Origin of the sequence: Collinsella sp. TM09-10AT (genome assembly GCF_003436275.1) — a bacterium.
In the GTDB taxonomy this organism is placed as follows: Bacteria; Actinomycetota; Coriobacteriia; order Coriobacteriales; family Coriobacteriaceae; genus Collinsella.
Window position 1 is genome coordinate 16083 of the sequence record NZ_QSOP01000024.1, and the last position, 15394, is coordinate 31476.

Annotated in this window: 16 protein-coding genes and 1 tRNA gene; 9 read left to right on the forward strand and 8 right to left on the reverse strand. The window is 60.0% G+C overall.

Translation table 11 applies throughout. The features are described 5' to 3' along the window. Nucleotide 1 precedes the first annotated feature (1 nt). On the forward strand, nucleotides 2-862 hold the full coding sequence (mazG, locus tag DXD77_RS08960) for a nucleoside triphosphate pyrophosphohydrolase (protein WP_117648480.1): 861 nt from the start codon (nucleotides 2-4) through the stop codon (nucleotides 860-862). A 39-nt stretch (nucleotides 863-901) separates the two neighbouring features. On the opposite strand, the gene DXD77_RS08965 is transcribed toward mazG, so the two are convergent. Beyond that, a complete protein-coding gene (locus DXD77_RS08965) occupies nucleotides 902-2284 on the reverse strand; it encodes an ATP-binding protein (protein WP_233506785.1) in 1383 nt (460 codons plus the stop codon). A gap of 361 nt (nucleotides 2285-2645) precedes the next feature. On the opposite strand from DXD77_RS08965, the gene eno reads away from it, so the two are divergent. The 3 genes from eno to DXD77_RS08980 all read left to right on the forward strand — a co-directional run bounded on the left by eno (nucleotide 2646) and on the right by DXD77_RS08980 (nucleotide 5915). Then, nucleotides 2646-3935, forward strand: a complete 1290-nt coding sequence (gene eno / locus DXD77_RS08970) for a phosphopyruvate hydratase (RefSeq protein WP_117648482.1) — start codon at nucleotides 2646-2648, stop codon at nucleotides 3933-3935. A gap of 186 nt (nucleotides 3936-4121) precedes the next feature. Continuing rightward, entirely contained in the window at nucleotides 4122-4883 is a 762-nt protein-coding gene (locus DXD77_RS10585; protein ID WP_233506786.1) for a septum formation initiator family protein, read from the forward strand. Nucleotides 4884-4910: 27 nt separating this feature from the next. Beyond that, entirely contained in the window at nucleotides 4911-5915 is a 1005-nt protein-coding gene (locus DXD77_RS08980) for a hypothetical protein (protein WP_117648483.1), read from the forward strand. A 346-nt stretch (nucleotides 5916-6261) separates the two neighbouring features. Here the strand turns inward: DXD77_RS08980 and DXD77_RS08985 are convergent. Next, a tRNA-Leu gene (locus tag DXD77_RS08985) sits at nucleotides 6262-6346 on the reverse strand. Between the two features lie 31 nt (nucleotides 6347-6377). Then, entirely contained in the window at nucleotides 6378-7001 is a 624-nt protein-coding gene (locus DXD77_RS08990) for a hypothetical protein (RefSeq protein ID WP_089573579.1), read from the reverse strand. Between the two features lie 163 nt (nucleotides 7002-7164). Between DXD77_RS08990 and DXD77_RS08995 the strand changes: the two genes are divergently transcribed. Both DXD77_RS08995 and DXD77_RS09000 read left to right on the forward strand, forming a co-directional pair. Continuing rightward, complete coding sequence (locus DXD77_RS08995; RefSeq protein WP_055252380.1) at nucleotides 7165-7452, forward strand: PTS sugar transporter subunit IIB; 288 nt, start codon at nucleotides 7165-7167, stop codon at nucleotides 7450-7452. Between the two features lie 11 nt (nucleotides 7453-7463). Continuing rightward, the gene (locus DXD77_RS09000; protein WP_089573578.1) at nucleotides 7464-7838 is read left to right on the forward strand and encodes a VOC family protein; all 375 of its coding nucleotides are present in this window, start codon (nucleotides 7464-7466) and stop codon (nucleotides 7836-7838) included. Nucleotides 7839-7913: 75 nt separating this feature from the next. Here DXD77_RS09000 and DXD77_RS09005 read toward each other — a convergent pair whose 3' ends face one another. The 3 genes from DXD77_RS09005 to DXD77_RS09015 are packed head-to-tail and all read right to left on the reverse strand — an operon-like array spanning nucleotide 7914 to nucleotide 10524. Next, the gene (locus DXD77_RS09005; protein WP_117648484.1) at nucleotides 7914-9209 is read right to left on the reverse strand and encodes a cell wall metabolism sensor histidine kinase WalK; all 1296 of its coding nucleotides are present in this window, start codon (nucleotides 9207-9209) and stop codon (nucleotides 7914-7916) included. After that, complete coding sequence (locus tag DXD77_RS09010) at nucleotides 9193-9963, reverse strand: response regulator transcription factor (RefSeq protein WP_117648485.1); 771 nt, start codon at nucleotides 9961-9963, stop codon at nucleotides 9193-9195. Before DXD77_RS09010 ends, DXD77_RS09005 begins: the two co-directional genes overlap by 17 nt. Nucleotides 9964-9981: 18 nt before the next feature. Beyond that, nucleotides 9982-10524 (reverse strand): DUF4342 domain-containing protein, encoded by a 543-nt coding sequence (locus DXD77_RS09015; RefSeq protein ID WP_117648486.1) that lies wholly within the window; start codon nucleotides 10522-10524, stop codon nucleotides 9982-9984. A gap of 376 nt (nucleotides 10525-10900) precedes the next feature. Between DXD77_RS09015 and DXD77_RS09020 the strand changes: the two genes are divergently transcribed. After that, complete coding sequence (locus tag DXD77_RS09020) at nucleotides 10901-11647, forward strand: metallophosphoesterase (RefSeq protein WP_158549129.1); 747 nt, start codon at nucleotides 10901-10903, stop codon at nucleotides 11645-11647. Nucleotides 11648-11674: 27 nt separating this feature from the next. Here the strand turns inward: DXD77_RS09020 and DXD77_RS09025 are convergent, their stop codons facing one another. Beyond that, complete coding sequence (locus DXD77_RS09025) at nucleotides 11675-12421, reverse strand: hypothetical protein (protein ID WP_117646221.1); 747 nt, start codon at nucleotides 12419-12421, stop codon at nucleotides 11675-11677. 473 nt (nucleotides 12422-12894) lie between these two features. Between DXD77_RS09025 and DXD77_RS09030 the strand changes: the two genes are divergently transcribed. After that, on the forward strand, nucleotides 12895-13134 hold the full coding sequence (locus DXD77_RS09030; protein ID WP_117646222.1) for a hypothetical protein: 240 nt from the start codon (nucleotides 12895-12897) through the stop codon (nucleotides 13132-13134). An 85-nt stretch (nucleotides 13135-13219) separates the two neighbouring features. Continuing rightward, nucleotides 13220-13945 (forward strand): metallophosphoesterase, encoded by a 726-nt coding sequence (locus DXD77_RS09035; protein ID WP_117648488.1) that lies wholly within the window; start codon nucleotides 13220-13222, stop codon nucleotides 13943-13945. A gap of 17 nt (nucleotides 13946-13962) precedes the next feature. Here the strand turns inward: DXD77_RS09035 and gluQRS are convergent, their stop codons facing one another. After that, nucleotides 13963-14892 carry a tRNA glutamyl-Q(34) synthetase GluQRS gene (gene gluQRS, locus DXD77_RS09040; protein ID WP_255413165.1) on the reverse strand — a complete coding sequence of 310 codons (930 nt, stop codon included), beginning with the start codon at nucleotides 14890-14892 and terminating at the stop codon, nucleotides 13963-13965. Nucleotides 14893-15394 lie beyond the last annotated feature (502 nt).

Sequence of the window (15394 nt, forward strand, 5' to 3'; positions counted from 1 at the left end):
CATGGCAGAGCAGCTGGCTCAGCAAAATGCCGAGGGCTCGCGCGACCTGTCCACGCTGGTAGACGCGTCGGCCGAGCTGCAGCATCTGGTGCAGACCATCTGGCGCCTGCGTCAGCCCGACGGCTGCCCGTGGGACCGCGAGCAGACGCACCGCAGCATTGGCAAGAACATGATCGAGGAAGCCTACGAGGCGCTCGACTGCATCGAGGCCGACGACGCGGCACACCTGCGCGAGGAATTGGGCGACGTGCTCATGCAGGTCGTACTGCATGCGCAGATTGCGGCGGATGCCGGCGAGTTTTCGCTGGCCGATGTGGCGCGCGATATCGACGCCAAGCTCATCCGTCGTCACCCGCACGTGTTTGGCGATGCGGATGCCGACAACTCCGACGAGGTGCTCAAGATTTGGGACGAGGTCAAGCTTGCCGAGAAGGCCGCCAAAGACCAGGCCGTGGCGGCAGTCGGGGCCGCACCCGAGGGTCTGCTCGACGGTGTGCCCACGCACCTGCCGGCGCTGATGCAGGCTCAGAAGGTGTCGCGCAAGGCGGCTGCCGTGGGCTTTGAGTGGGAGACGGTCCAGGACGTGTGGGACGAGGTTGCCGAGGAGCGTGCCGAGTTTGAGGCCGAGGCTCCCGGTTCTCCCGAGCGCGAGATGGAGTTTGGCGACCTGCTCTTTGCCCTGGTCAACGTTGCGCGCAAGGAGGGAATTGACGCCGAGAGCGCCCTGCGTGCCAGTACGGCAAAGTTCCGCCGCCGCTGGGCCGCGATGGAGGCTGCTGCGCGCGAGGCGGGCGATGACCTCGCCGTCTGCTCAACCGCTCAACTCAATGACCTGTGGGACCAAGCAAAAGCAAGCGAGTGAGACCTGCGTTTCTCACGGCATCCATTCACAGAGAGGTCTCTACAAGCAAAAAGCCATATACAGCGGAAGATGTGCCAGCTGTGCTTCGGCATCCCACTCGAGTTGTTTAGGATGCAGCACATATGCCGTCCCGATTTTTTTGTTAAAGCGTGCGCGGAACCGATCGAGGGAGATGGTCCCGTATTTGCGCGGCGACCTAACTTCGATGGGGCTGATGCGCGGCTTTCCAGCGGCGTTGACATAGGGTCGGGTAACGAGGAAGTCGATTTCCATGCGCTCCTCCCCCTCCTTCTTTCCGCTTTGGGAATAAAAGAAGAGCCTGTGTCCATTGGCCTTTAGAGATTGGGCAACGTAGTTTTCGGTAAGCATTCCTTCGTTCAATCCGATGTCGCCGCGAAGCACGGCCCTGTAAACGTCTTCATCGGTATCGTTGTTGCCAGAGAAGGCAAGCGTTACGAGCAGGCCGGTGTCTGCCATGTAGCACTTGAGGGCCGTTTGCTCCATGCTGAGTGAAAGGCCCACGCTCGGTTCGCTTGCGGCATAGCAGATATTGGCAATTCGCGCGTCTGCCAGCCAAAAGAAGGCTTCTTCGTAGGTGCGCATGCGTGCGTTTTTATCAAGTGAGGAAAGCTTGAATCGTTTTTCGTGCCTAGAGAGCTGACCCGGGATGCCATCGAGTACGGAGACGACTTTGAATTCGTAACCGGTTGCAAAACGAGAGATATCGTTGCGATAGAGCTGGACGATTCGGCGCTTCGAAGCGTCGACGGGCGCAAAAGCGCGCTGTTCAACATAGATGGATACCGGCTCAGGCATGCCGCCTACGAGCATGTATTCGCGCATAAGGGAGAGCGCTCTGCGATGTAGGGCATCGGGGAGCGGCTTCATCTTGTTAAAACTCATGCGAATGAGATCGGCCAGCCCCTTTTCGTCCATGCCCCAAAGAAACTCCTCAAAGTCGAGGGGCTCAAGTTCCAGAGACTCTTCCTCGGATGGGATGACGATATCCTTAATGTTCTGCTTGATGCTGAGCAGGGATCCAGTTTCGATGTAGTCGTAACGTCCGTCTGCAACGAGATACTTGATGAGTCCGCGTGCTTGCGGGTACATCTGGACCTCGTCAAAGACGATAAGCGTCTCGTGTTCATAGAGTTTGACGTTATAGAAAACCGAGAGATAGAGGAAGAGCGAGTCGAAGTCAGTGCGGTAGTCCTCAAAATATTGCTTAACTTCGGCAGGTGCTTGAAAGAAATCAATGACAAGGCAGGACTTGTATTCGGTTTCTCCAAACATGCGGGCAAGCGTGCTCTTGCCGACGCGACGGGCTCCTTCAATAAGAAGTGCTGTTTTACCAGCGCTTTCATGCTTCCATTTTAGTAGTTTGTCATAGGCTTTTCGTTTAAGCACGGCTACCTCGTACACGATATCCAGAACTTTTATAACCTGATTATGTACGATATCCAGAACTTCAGACCCTTAGATTTGCACGATATCCAGAACTTTGCACGATGTAAAAGCACATTATTGGCTCTTTCATTCGCAAGCCAGGTAAAGACGGTATGCCGATAGAAGAATTTAATGGGGGGGGGCGACCTCTAGAGATGAATGCTCGGTGCAAAAACAAGCGCCCCAAAGAATGATTTCTCCAATTCATATGTATCCCTCGGTTAACTTAGGGCATAATGCAAAAAGTGCGACATGGCTAACTTACGGAGACGCACCGACGGTGCACGGTCAGCCGGTCGCTTGCATCCACTATGTTTCCAAGTGAGAGGGAGACAACATGAGTGAAATTTTGGACGTTTACGGTCGCGAGGTACTCGACAGCCGCGGCAATCCCACCGTCGAGGTCGAGGTCGTGCTCGAGGACGGCAGCTTCGGCCGCGCGATGGTGCCTTCGGGCGCTTCGACCGGCGCCTTTGAGGCATGCGAGCTGCGCGACGGCGACAAGGGTCGCTACCTGGGCAAGGGCGTCTCGCAGGCCGTCGAGCACGTCAACAACGAGTGCGCCGATGCCGTCGTGGGTCTCGATGCCTTCGACCAGCGCGCCGTCGATGCCGCGCTGATCGCCGCGGACGGTACCCCCAACAAGACCAAGCTCGGCGCTAACGCCATTCTGGGCGTGTCGCTGGCCGTCGCCCGCGCCGCTGCCGAGTCGGCGGGTCTTTCGCTGTACCAGTACCTGGGTGGCGTCAACGCCCATCTGCTGCCCACGCCTATGATGAACATCCTCAACGGCGGCGTGCATGCCGACAACAACGTCGACTTCCAGGAGTTCATGATCATGCCGGTGGGCGCCCCGAGCTTTGCCGAGGGCCTGCGTTGGTGCGCCGAGGTCTATCACACCCTCAAGGGCGTGCTGCACGAGGCAGGCCTGGGCGGCGGCGTGGGCGACGAGGGTGGCTTTGCCCCCAACCTCAAGACCAATGCCGAGCCGTTCGAGTACATCACCAAGGCCGTCGAGAAGGCCGGCTTTAAGCCCGGCGTCGACTTCATGTATGCCATGGATCCGGCATCGACCGAGTTCTACAACGCCGAGACCGGCATGTACGAGCTCAAGGGCGAGGGTGTGGAGTACACGAGTGCCCAGATGGTCGATTACTGGGAAAAGCTCGTTGACACCTACCCCATCATCTCCATCGAGGACGGCATGGCCGAGGAGGACTGGGACGGCTGGGTCGAGCTTACCCGCCGCATTGGCAACAAGGTGCAGCTGGTGGGCGACGACCTGTTCGTCACCAACACCGAGCGCCTCAAGAAGGGCATCGAGCTGGGTGCCGCCAACGCGATCCTGGTCAAGGTTAACCAGATCGGTACGCTCACCGAGTCGCTCGAGGCCATCGAGACCGCCAAGGAGGCCGGCTACGCTTGCATCGTGAGCCACCGTTCTGGCGAGACCGAGGACTCCACGATCGCCGACCTGGTCGTGGGCGTTAACGCCGGCCAGATCAAGTCGGGCGCCCCGTGCCGCAGTGACCGTATCGCCAAGTACAACCAGCTCATCCGCATCGAGGACGAGCTCGAGGGCAGCGCGCGCTACGCCGGCAAGTCTGCGTTCTACAACATTCGCTAAACAAGCGGTGCTCGCGGGGGCGGGGTTGACTCGGCTCCGTTCCACTTCTGATGGCCGCTATTGGGCGCTGGGCCGTGTGGCTCAGCGCCTTTTTTATGTCGAGCAAAGGCTGCCGAAGGCGGTGCGCGCGCTCGTGCTATAACTAGAATACTTAGCGCAAACAAACCTCAACCGCACAAGGCGCACATGGATCAGATTTACGACAACAGGTACTATTCCGCCGGTTCGCGTGAGCCGTCGTCTCGCCGCGCGCATTCGGTGCAGCTTGGCGGGCCCGAATATACGGGTGCTGACCGTCCCACGCATCGCACGCCGGGCACTTCGCACTCCCATGCTCAAACGAATATGTCGACGCATCGCCCGGACCGTCCGTCGCGCGCGACGTACGAATCGCGCCCGTCTGCTCAAGCGCACGACAAGTCGACCAAGCCCTCGAGCCGTCTTTCGGGCTCGGACTTCATGCACTACGCCAACGACAACGCGGTGATTAAGGCAATCTACGACTTTACCCATGGGCCCCAGCGTGGACTGTTTATCGGTATTGTCGTTGCCCTGGTGCTCGTGAGCCTGTACTTTCCCGTGCGCGACCTCTACGTTGCCAAACGCTCGAGCGACATCTTGGCCAAGCAGGTCGAGATTCGCCAGCAGTACAACGACGAGCTGCAGAAAAGCGTCGACAAACTGCTCTCGGAGGAGGGCATTAAGGACGCGGCGACCGAGGATCTGGGCCTGGTGATGCCCGGCGAGACCAAGATTGACGTGCTGGGCCTGGACGACGATTCGGATTCGTCTTCGAGCAAGAAGTCGTCGAACGCCAAAAAGGCCAGCGAAGTGGCCAAAGAGATCGAAGAGGTGGGCAAGGACGTGCCGTGGTACATCCAGACGCTCGACATGCTGTTTGGATTTAACGGCGTCGAGGGTCAGACGGTCGCGTCCAGCGGCGAATAGGCGAGGATTGTTCGGAGGGGGCCTGCAATGACGCATTGCGACAAACGATATAAGGTGGCGGCGATCGACCTAGGGACGGTGTCGTCGCGACTGGTGCTGGCCCAGGTCGAGGGCGGTGCGATCGTTGACTCGTCCAAGCATACCGAGATTACCGACCTGGGTGAGGGCGTGGACGCGACGGGCCGCTTTTGCGAGGCGGCCGTTGAGCGCGTGCTCGCTGCGTGCCGAATGTTTTTGGACGAGACTCGTGCCTTTGGGGCCGCGTGCATCTGCACCACCTGCACGAGCGCCGCGCGCGATGCATCCAATGCCGCCCTGCTGCTGGACGGCCTGCGCGAGCTGGGGCTCGAACCGCAGGTGATTCAGGGCGAGGTCGAGGCACGCCTGACATTTTTTGGCGTGGCGCACGACTTCGCTGGCGAGCGCATCATCGTTGCCGATTCGGGCGGCGGATCCACGGAGCTCGCGACGGGCGTCTATGCGCCGGAGCGTGGGGTCTTTGCGCTGGAGGGCACGCGTTCGCTGGACATTGGCTGCCGTCGTGTGACGGAGCGGTTTTTCTCGGCATTGCCGCCAACGGACGGCGAGCTTGCTGCCGTCGCCAACTGGGCGGGCGAGCAGTTCGCTGCCTATTTTGAAGGCCTGCCGAGCAATTTTGAACGCGCCGAGCGCTTGGTCGCGGTGGGTGGCACCGTCACCACGCTCGTGGCGCTCGTTCATGAGCTGGAACCGTACGATTCGAGCTTTGTGCACCTGCGCGAGCTTTCGATGGAGCAGGTTTCGGCTGCCATCGAGCGTATGTCCGCGCTGGATGTTGCGGGCATTGCCGCGTTGCCGGGCGTGCAGCCCAAGCGCGCGGGCGTGATCTTGGCCGGTGCCGTGGTAATTCGCGAGCTCATGCGCGCCGGCAACTACGACACGCTCACCGTAAGCGAGAACAGCCTACTCGCCGGCATGGCCGCCACCATCAACGAGGTTCTCGACGGCGCGACCCCCACCATCGCCTGGACCCCGAGCCTGAGCACCCTTTAACCATCCCCTCATAAGTTGCGGTGAAATACGGACTAAAATCGCCCTTTCGGGCCCCAAACAGTCCCTATTCCACCGCAACTCACCATCTGTATCGGCATCCAAAAGAAACGAGCCTGCATCTCAAAGGGATACGGGCTCGTAAACAATACATGGTAGGGGCGGTGGGACGTCCGCGCATTTGCTGCGCAAATGCGCACCGGCTTCGGCCGCCTGTCGGCGCCCTCGCCGGCTCGCTACGGACGCTGCGCGTCCGCTTGACGCTCGCCCCCTCGCGGGTTCGAGTCCCACCGGCATCCAAAAGAAACGAGCCCGCATCTCAAAGGGACACGGGCCCGTAAAAGCCATATGGTAGGGGCGGTGGGACTCGAACCCACAATCCTTGCGGCGAGAGATTTTAAGTCTCCTGCGTATGCCAATTCCGCCACGCCCCCGTGAGACTAGAAGTCTAGCACAAGCCGTCCGTTACGCGTTGACGGCCATCGAGTGCTGGCCTGACTTTTCCAAGTACTCGGCAAACTTGGCTTCGTCGCCCTTGTTCTGGTACTGCAGGGCCAGCAGGTACTCCAAGCGGCAGCGCTTGACCGGATCGTCGCCGACATCCTCGAGCATGCGCTCCAGCTCGGGAATGTCGTTGTGACGCTTGAGGATCATCGTGTCGTACATCAGCTGGCACTCGTGCGCGACCGCCTCGGCCTGACCGCCCTCAAAGCCCTTGATTTCATGCAGCAGCTCCTTGGACTTTTTGCGGTCCTCCTGGCCAACGTAGTAGTTAAAGGCCTTGATCACCAGGTCGACGCGCTGCATCTTGGGCAGGTTGAGTCCCAGCAGCAGGTCGAACATCTCGCCGGCGCGCTCGTGGTCCTCGCGCAGCAGATAGGAGTTCAGACGCAGGTAGTCGCGGTTGTAGCGCGGGTACAGCATGCTGGTGAGTTTGCCGTCGAGCAAACGATCGAACTCGGCCCACTGTTTGGCGGCCATCAACTGTTGCAGGCGTTTAAACGTAGTGCGTTTTTTGACGCTAAAGAACACCGACACGGCGATACAGATGATAACGACGGCGGTCCAGAGTGTGCGGGAATCGGGCATGTTAGGATCCTTAGTCGCTCATAAAGCGAGCGGTATGACAACACGTACTAGATGTATTATACGCAGCGCACAAGCAAACTGGCATAAAAGCTCATCGAGGCTGAGTGCCATCGCTCGCTGCGGTACACTTACCTAAAGTAAACCATGAAGGGAGACATTACCTATGAAGAAGATCGTTTTGGCTTGCGGTGCTGGCGCTGCTACTTCCACGCTCGTTGCCCAGAAGGTCGCCACCATGCTCGACGCCAACGGTTATGCCGGCAAGTATGAGATCGTGCAGTGCGCCATCTCCGAGGCCAAGGACGCTTGCGACGAGGGCGCCGACCTGCTGATCGCCACCACCGTTGCTCCCGAGGGCCTCACCTGCCCGTACGTGAGCGGCGTGCCCTTCATGACCGGCATGAACCGCGTCGCTGCCGAGAAGGCCGTCCTCGACGTCATGGCTCAGTAGGCGCTGACTGTATGAGTGAGCAGAACGCCAATCCGGTCGAGCTCTTTGGCATGCGCGTTGCCCATGTGGGCATTAACGCCACCGACCCGGCAGATGCCCTGGAGATCGCGGAGCTGTTCTCGACGATGATGGGCCTGCCCGTTATCGAGACCCCGGTTTCGTACTTTAACGATTCGCTGATCGAGGTCATGAAGCAGAACGGTCGTGGCACCAAGGGCCACATCGGCTTTGCCGTCAACGACATCGATGCGGCCGAGAAGTGGTTTGCCGAGCGCGGGCTCGAGGTCAACGAGGAGTCGCGCGTGCTGCTGCCCGACGGCGGTACCAAGCTCGTGTACTTTAAGCGCGAGTTCGCCGGTTTCGCCGTGCATCTGTGCCGCGAGTAGCGCACAAGCTGCCATAGCTAGCAAAAAGGGATAGGGCCGTGTGGCCCTATCCCTTTATTTATGCCGAGGGGCTTCCTAGCGCGGCAGGCGAATCGTAAAGCGGCTGCCGACGCCCTCGACTGAGGTCACGCCAATGACACCGCCATGGCTGTCGACGATCCACTTGGCAATGGCAAGTCCCAGACCCGAGCCCTGCGCGCCGGCATCGCGTGCGTTGTCGGCGCGGTAGAACCGTTCAAACGCGTGGGCTGCGGATTCCTGGTTCATGCCGATGCCCTCGTCCTCAACACTTATGTCGATCGTGCCCGCGCCCGCATCCGGCGTCACGCCAAACGAGATGGATGTGCCCGCGTCCGAATACTTGGCGGCGTTCTGCACGATCACGCGCAGAGCCTGCTTCACGAGCGCCACGTCAACGGGCGCGTCGCAGCGCGGGTCGCTGGTAAGTGCGGCATCGTACGCCAGTCGATATGTGTGCGCGGCATCGATCATCTGCGATTCCTCGCATACCTCGCCGACCAGTGCGGCCAGGTTAGTATTCGCACGCCGCAGGACCGTGCGCCCGGCATCGCCGCGCGCCAAAAACAGCAGCTGCTCCACGAGCTCCTGCATATGCTCGCTTTCGGCCTTGAGCGAGGCAATGGACTCTGCCAGCACGTCCGGGTCGTCTTTGCCCCAGCGGTCGAGCATGTTCACGTAGCCCTGAATCACCGCGATGGGCGTGCGCAGCTCGTGGCTCGCATCGTTGACAAAGCGCATCTGCTGCAGCTTGGCCTCTTGCATCTGGCGCAGTAGGCGGTTGAGTGCAACCTCGATGCTTGCCAGGTCGGCGTCGCCGGTAGTGACGCTCGGCGAGTCGACGCTTGCGCGCTCGATGGCCTGCTCCAGTGTTTCCATCTTGCCGCCGGAGAGCTGCATGCGGCCGAGTTCGTCCACGCGCAGGGCCAGATCGTTGAGCGGCGCCATGGTGCGGCGCACGCGGCGGGCGCCGCCGAGCATGTTGAGCACGCTGATGACCTGCCCACCTGCAACGACAAGATAGAGGGGCCACAGCGCGATGAGGTCCTGCGCGAGGGGGAAGGTCTTGGTGGTGCGCGCAAGCTCGACGGTATAGGTGAGCGTGGCGGGGTCCCAGCCGTGCGCGGGCGTCAGCGACATGTCGTGGACGGCGGCACCGGGGATCCATCCCGCGGTAAACGCGCCGTCGGGCAGCGTTTGGTTATAGCCATAGATGAGGATCGCCGCCGCAGCAACCAGCAGCCACAGGTCGAGCCAGATGTAGCTCGCCAGGCGGCGCCACATGTAGCTCCAGTTGATGGCACGGGCGATGGAGGTGACGCGCTTGGTCTCGGCGTTACGCGCGGCAGACATAGCCCACCCCGCGCACGGTCTGGATGATGCGGGCACCGCCGGCGTCTTCGATCTTGGCGCGCAGGTGCGCGATGTGCACGTCGACGTTGTTGGTGTCGCCCACGTATTCGTAGCCCAGCGCCTCGTGCGCGATGCGCTCGCGCGTGAGTACGGTTTCGGCATGCGTCATAAGCAGGGCGAGGACGTCGAACTCGCGGGCCGTGAGCGCGATGGGCGAGCCGCCGACCGTGACTTCGCGGCGGTCGGGATCGAGCGCGACCGAACCCACGGCGAGTGCGGCGGGGGAGGGCGCGGCAGCGGTCTGGGCCGAGTCGCCAGCCGGGGGTATCGCAACGGCGCACCCGCCCGCACCGCCCGCCCCAACGCCGCCAACGCCCGAAGCCGTCCGCACAGCCTCCGAGCGCTTTAGCGCCACGCGGATCCGTGCGAACAGCTCCTCAATCGCAAACGGCTTGGTCAGGTAATCGTCGGCGCCGGCATCGAGCCCGGCCACCTTGTCCATCACGGCATCGCGCGCGGTGACCATAATCACCGGCACATCCTTGTGCTTGCGGACACGTCGCAAGACCTCCATGCCGTTGAGCTGCGGCAACAGTACGTCGAGCAGAATCAGATCGTAGTCGCGCTCCAGCGCCAGGTCAACGGCGGTGCGGCCATCGGCGGCGTGTTCCACCTGGTAGCCCTCGTGCTCCAGCTCGAGCGTCACAAAGCGGGCGATTTTCTCCTCGTCCTCTACGATCAAGATCCGTGCCATGCGTGCCCCCGTCTGCGATTACTTGTCGTCGTTCAGATTTTGCTTGATGTCGTCCGCGGCATTGGCAGCGCTGTCCATCAGGTTGTTGATGCTGCCGGGCACGTCGCCGTCGCTATCGATGCGGTAGCGCATGCCAAAGAACAGGCCAAGCAGCATCAGCCATATCGTGGCGCCCCAGGCAAACAGCGCGACGATGGGGATCAGGATGGGGATGTTGAGGATGATTGCATCGCGGCGCGTGGCGATAAACTTGGTGTCCAGACTCAGGCGGAAGAGCTTTTTGAGGTACTCCCACACGCTGTCCATCTTCTTGGAGAAGTCGGTCTTTTCGCTCGACTTTTCGTAAGCGACCTGCGCGGCGACCATCTCGGCAGAGGGCTCATCGACTGGCGCGGACTCGGTGGCGGCATGCGCCGACGTGGTCTGGGTCTTGCCCTGCGACTCGAGCCAAATGATGGCATCCAAAACGTTGCCGTCGGCAGCGTCGAGCGCCGCCTTGGCATCGGTGTAACTCACGTTGCACTTGGTGCGGATGGTTTCAACTTTTTCGAGGTCGTCCATGACCTGTCCTTTCGTTCGATGGGCGCGACGCCGGGCAATTTGCTCGGGCGCGAGCGTTGCGTTCGGCGGCCTGCGTTGCGCGGCGCCGCCCCGCCCTTTGTCGAACTCTATAGTGCAGGTTATAGATTAAGCGATTCTTGAGCCAAGATTAATGTTGGATGAGTTTTTGGGTGGGGCGGAGGCCAAGCGCAGACGAGCGGCTTGAGCCCAAGGATAAATTTGTGTCCGCACGGCGAGATATACTTTTAACTATATTGATGGGCGTGACAGGGCAAAGCTGCCTGGCGCCCGCGAAATCAGAGGGGCCGCCGTGCCGCATGGCACAAACGAGTGGGGTCCCGGCGCAAACAGGGGGTCATACGTGCATATCTACGCTATGAGTGACATTCACGGGTGCTTGGACGCCTTTAAGGCATCGCTTTCCACCATCGACCTCGATGCCGAGGACTCCAAGCTGGTTTTGCTTGGCGACTATTGCGACCGAGGCCCCGATTCACTCGGGGTCTTCGAGCTCGTCATGGACCTGCAAAAGCGGTACGGCGATCGCGTCGTGGCGCTGCGCGGCAACCACGAGGAGATGTTCCTCGAGTACATTGACGAGGTAAACGACCTTAATTTTACGCAGGCATGGATACTTGCCGACAGCAATCTGGCAACGGCCAAGAGCTTCTTAGACGCCGAGGCATTCAAGCACGTTAGGCACCTTTTGAGGCTCAGGAAGTTCGAGGAGGCCTACGCCTATACGGTTGAACGCATGAAGGCCGAACATGCGGACGTCATCGCGTGGGTTCGCAAGCTCCCTTACTTTTACGAGAGTCCCTTCGGCCAGGTCTTTGTGCATGCCGGCATTGACGAGGGTGCCGGGGAGTACTGGAAGCTCGGCACATCTGACGAGTCGTTTACTATGACGCTGCCCGATTACGTGGGGCGTAAGTTCTACCTAGATGTTATCGCCGGGCATATCAACACCGAGGCTGTCTCGGGCATTGCGGGCTACCGCGGTATCTGGCATGACGGCGCCAGCCATTACTACATCGACGGGAGCGTCATGAAGAACGGCGCGGTCGCCGTGCTGAACTACGACTCGGAGACAGAGAAGTACGGCGGGCAAGGGCTGGAGTAGGTTGGCGGGCGATTATTTGCCTTTCAATTAACGCAATGATCTATTAAGCCATTCATTCATTCTTCCAGAAGGATATCTTTTGACCAGCTTTCCTTCCTTTGTCTTTAAGCGAAGTTCGGGTTTGATAGAGATACCGCAGTATTCGGGTTTGATAGAGATACCGCAGTAAAACTGCAGCTCTGCTGCATTCAAGTCTATCTTGTCCAATTTTTTAATATACCGATAAAGGCAATGATATTCGTGCTGTTCGTTGCCTAAGGCGTGGGCGACATCGAGGTAGGCGAGCAGGGAGATGAGTACGTGCCACTGCTGATCTAAAACTTTTTTACCATTCTCGTCTTCAGTAAAGGGGTCAAAGGCGTCGAGTTCAGCAACCGCATCTTTGTCAAAGTAAAAGTGGTAATGTCGCTGATCGTCGGTGCGGCACTTAAGCACAAGGTAGAAAACAGCATCGTCTGCTGATACCTTTTTGCTGTTGTCTTCGCACCATTCATCCCATCTGTCTTCTTTAAGGGCAGATTCTATTTCTTTAAGCTTGTTTTCATTAAGTTTATTTAGCTCAAGTACGGTTTCGCCCAGTATATAGGCCTGGTCTCTATGAGGACTGTTTTCGGAAATATTTTTGCAAGGATTGTTGCACCGTTCAATAAAGCCCTTGACGTCTATTGGATTGGTATAAAACTCTCCGGTTGAAGACGCGTTTTTGCAAATAGTGCCGACGCGGTCGAAAAAATCTCTGATATCGTCCAAATTGGCAAATTCGGCTTCGTCCATATCTGGATTCCTTTCTCATTAGGAAACATGTCTCATTATAGGCACGCTTGCGGTCGTAGCGGCTAGGGGTGCCAGTGCTAGTGAGGGTTCCAGAGAAGGAAGCGGCGCGCCCTCGGAGCAGCAAAGAATCAAGGTCTAATACTTTTCCCGAGAAGTGAACGAGCTAAAACGGGCCCCCGAAGCATCGACACTTTAGGAGTGCCGTTTCCTGCGGTTTCGGTACTGAAATCCTGCGATTTTGCCGCCGAAAAATGCGGATGTTTCAGGGATCTAAAAACAGCCGTTCACTTCTCGGGAAAAGTATTAGACCTCGATGGCGGGGGATGGGGTGCCAGTGCAAAACGGCGTCAAGGGTTGGTCGAGCAGGTGGTTTCTCCATTGATGTCCGCACGACATGGGACACTTCCCCTGCCGCCCTGCTATGTCGCGGCGGCATGTACCCAAACAACGACCCTCTAAGGAGTTCGATATTGATGAGTGACAACACCAAACATCTCGCAAAGAAATGCGTCAAGGACGCGGGGCCGTGCCTCGCGCTGTGCGTAGCCGGCGCAGCGGTCGCGCTGCTGGCTGTTCTGGGGCCGTTCGACGTGCTCCGAAGTACCAGCTCTCTGCACGTTTGCATGGCCTTTGCCGGCGCCATGATGACCGGCGGCGTGCTCGATCTGATTTTTTGGGTGCTCGACCCGTTTGGATGGAAGAACGAGGGGTAAGCCCTGAGGGATGGAAGGGCTGGAACGGTTGGCTTAGTGATCGTGCAGAATGTGGGCTAGCGACTTACAGGGAAGTGGTGATCCGATGACGGTCTATGTGACGGGCGATATTCACGGCGGCCTCGACATGCAAAAGCTGCGCGATTGGGATCTTGGGGAAAGCCTGACGAGCGACGACTATCTCATCATTGCCGGCGACTTTGGCTTTCCGTGGGATTTCTCTGCCGAGGAGTGCGCCGACATCGCTTGGCTGGAGTCGCGCCCCTATACCGTGCTGTTCGTCGACGGCAACCACGAACGTTTCGACCACTGGGTGGAGCGACCCATGGAGTTGTGGCACGGCGGACTGACACAGCGCCTGTCGGACACCTCGCCCATACGGCGCCTGACGCGCGGCGAGGTTTTTGAACTCGACGGCTCAACGGTCTTTACCATGGGCGGCGCCACGAGCGTGGACAAGGAATACCGCATTCCGTATTCCAGCTGGTGGCCGCAGGAGTTGCCGGGTGAGCGCAACTTTGAGGAGGCACGGACGAAGCTCGACAGCGTGGGCTGGAAGGTCGACTACGTGGTCACCCACACCTGCTCTACGCGCATGCTTTCGCCCACGCTCTATCCGGCGCCCGGCTGGAATTGCCCCGCCGTTGATCGGCTTACGGCGTTTTTCGATGAGCTGGAAGATCGCTTGGACTACAAGCGCTGGTACTACGGGCATTTTCATCGGGATGCCAACCCGGCCGAGCGCCATACCGTGCTCTACGACTGCATCGTTCACCTGGGCGACGAACTCCAGCCCTGGGATGTTGCGTAGGGGTGGGGCGTATTTGGCTACTCGGCCGTTACAGTGATGTTCTCTCGGTGCGCGCGGATAACATCCCAGCTAAAGTGCTCGACCAGCCGCTCGGCAGAGCGCGGCGTGGTGTCCGGCGCGATGCCCGTTTGCCCGGCGAGCCAGCCCAGCAGCGTTTCGGGCGTGCCAAAGCGGGCGCGGAGTTCGCCCAGGTCCAGATCGCGGTCTCGTTTGGAAAGGCGGCGGCCGTCCGGTGCCATGAGCAGCGGAATATGTGCGTAGTGCGGCGTGGGCAGTCCCAACAGGTGCTGCAGATAGATCTGGCGCGGCGTGGACCCCAGCAGGTCGCATCCGCGCACGACCTCGGTGACGCCCATGGCAGCGTCGTCGACCACCACGGCTAGCTGATAGGCAAACACGCCGTCGCTGCGGCGCACCAAAAAGTCGCCGCACTCGGTGGCGAGTGCTTCGCATTGGGCGCCGTACGTGCGATCCACAAATTCGATCACGTCGTCTGCGAGGTCGTCGACGGTGGGCACGCGCAGACGTGTGGCCGGGGCGCGCAGGGCGCTGCGGCGGGCCACCTCCTCGGCCGAAAGACTTCGGCAGGCGCCACGGTAGATGGGCGTGCCGTCGCTCGCGTGCGGTGCACTCGCGGCGTGGAGCTCGGCGCGTGTGCAAAAGCAGGGATAGGTGAGGCCGGCGTCTTTCAGCCGGCGCAAGGCGCTCTCGTACAGGTCTAGGCGGTCGTGTTGGTAGTAGGGACCTTCGTCCCACTCCAGCCCCAGCCAGGCCAGGCCGTCAATCAATTGGGCGGCAAGTTCCGGGCGCTTGCAGCGATCGTCCAGGTCCTCAATGCGTAACACGATGCTGCCGCCCTGGCTGCGGGCCGAAAGCCATGCGCACAGGCAACTGAACACGTTGCCCAGGTGCATACGGCCCGAGGGCGACGGGGCGAAACGGCCCACGACGGGCGCGGGGGCGGAGGCGGGTGGCGTCGCTGGCGCGTCCGCGGCGGGCGTTGCTATGTTGCGTGTTTTGATATCCATGCGGACGAGTATAGCGCGGGGCTTGGCAGGGAAGGCGTTGCCGCGCTCACAAGTTGGCGGCGGTGCGCATTGCGCACGGTGGGTTTGCGGCTCAAGGTCTCGATCGCTGCGTACCGACTTAGCCTCACAAACGACAGAAACCCCAGCAGCTCTTCGCAACTGCCGGGGTTTCCGCGGAAAAGGGGGACATGATCCTCGAGCGAACGGCAAAGGGGCAAACCGTTTCGCTCAACTGCTTTATGCCCCTCGGTTGGCGGCTCAATCAGCGCGGGCCGCGCCCACACAAAGCCGCTACACCTGTGACGGAGCTGTGAAGTGGTATCTATTGCTGGGGCGGGCTATGCCAAGGGTGCCCCTAATGACTGGTTATTTAAGAACGTCCATTACAGTCGAAATTGTCAGCCCGGGACCGTCTCGGGCT

Bases quoted from the DNA above. Each gene is read 5' to 3' on its own strand.
- mazG (WP_117648480.1), top strand. From the start codon at position 2: ATGGCAGAGCAGCTGGCTCAGCAAAATGCCGAGGGCTCGCGCGACCTG.
- eno (WP_117648482.1), top strand. From the start codon at position 2,646: ATGAGTGAAATTTTGGACGTTTACGGTCGCGAGGTACTCGACAGCCGC.
- DXD77_RS10585 (WP_233506786.1), top strand. From the start codon at position 4,122: ATGGATCAGATTTACGACAACAGGTACTATTCCGCCGGTTCGCGTGAG.
- DXD77_RS08980 (WP_117648483.1), top strand. From the start codon at position 4,911: ATGACGCATTGCGACAAACGATATAAGGTGGCGGCGATCGACCTAGGG.
- DXD77_RS08990 (WP_089573579.1), bottom strand. From the start codon at position 7,001: ATGCCCGATTCCCGCACACTCTGGACCGCCGTCGTTATCATCTGTATC.
- DXD77_RS08995 (WP_055252380.1), top strand. From the start codon at position 7,165: ATGAAGAAGATCGTTTTGGCTTGCGGTGCTGGCGCTGCTACTTCCACG.
- DXD77_RS09000 (WP_089573578.1), top strand. From the start codon at position 7,464: ATGAGTGAGCAGAACGCCAATCCGGTCGAGCTCTTTGGCATGCGCGTT.
- DXD77_RS09005 (WP_117648484.1), bottom strand. From the start codon at position 9,209: ATGTCTGCCGCGCGTAACGCCGAGACCAAGCGCGTCACCTCCATCGCC.
- DXD77_RS09010 (WP_117648485.1), bottom strand. From the start codon at position 9,963: ATGGCACGGATCTTGATCGTAGAGGACGAGGAGAAAATCGCCCGCTTT.
- DXD77_RS09015 (WP_117648486.1), bottom strand. From the start codon at position 10,524: ATGGACGACCTCGAAAAAGTTGAAACCATCCGCACCAAGTGCAACGTG.
- DXD77_RS09020 (WP_158549129.1), top strand. From the start codon at position 10,901: ATGAGTGACATTCACGGGTGCTTGGACGCCTTTAAGGCATCGCTTTCC.
- DXD77_RS09025 (WP_117646221.1), bottom strand. From the start codon at position 12,421: ATGGACGAAGCCGAATTTGCCAATTTGGACGATATCAGAGATTTTTTC.
- DXD77_RS09030 (WP_117646222.1), top strand. From the start codon at position 12,895: ATGAGTGACAACACCAAACATCTCGCAAAGAAATGCGTCAAGGACGCG.
- DXD77_RS09035 (WP_117648488.1), top strand. From the start codon at position 13,220: ATGACGGTCTATGTGACGGGCGATATTCACGGCGGCCTCGACATGCAA.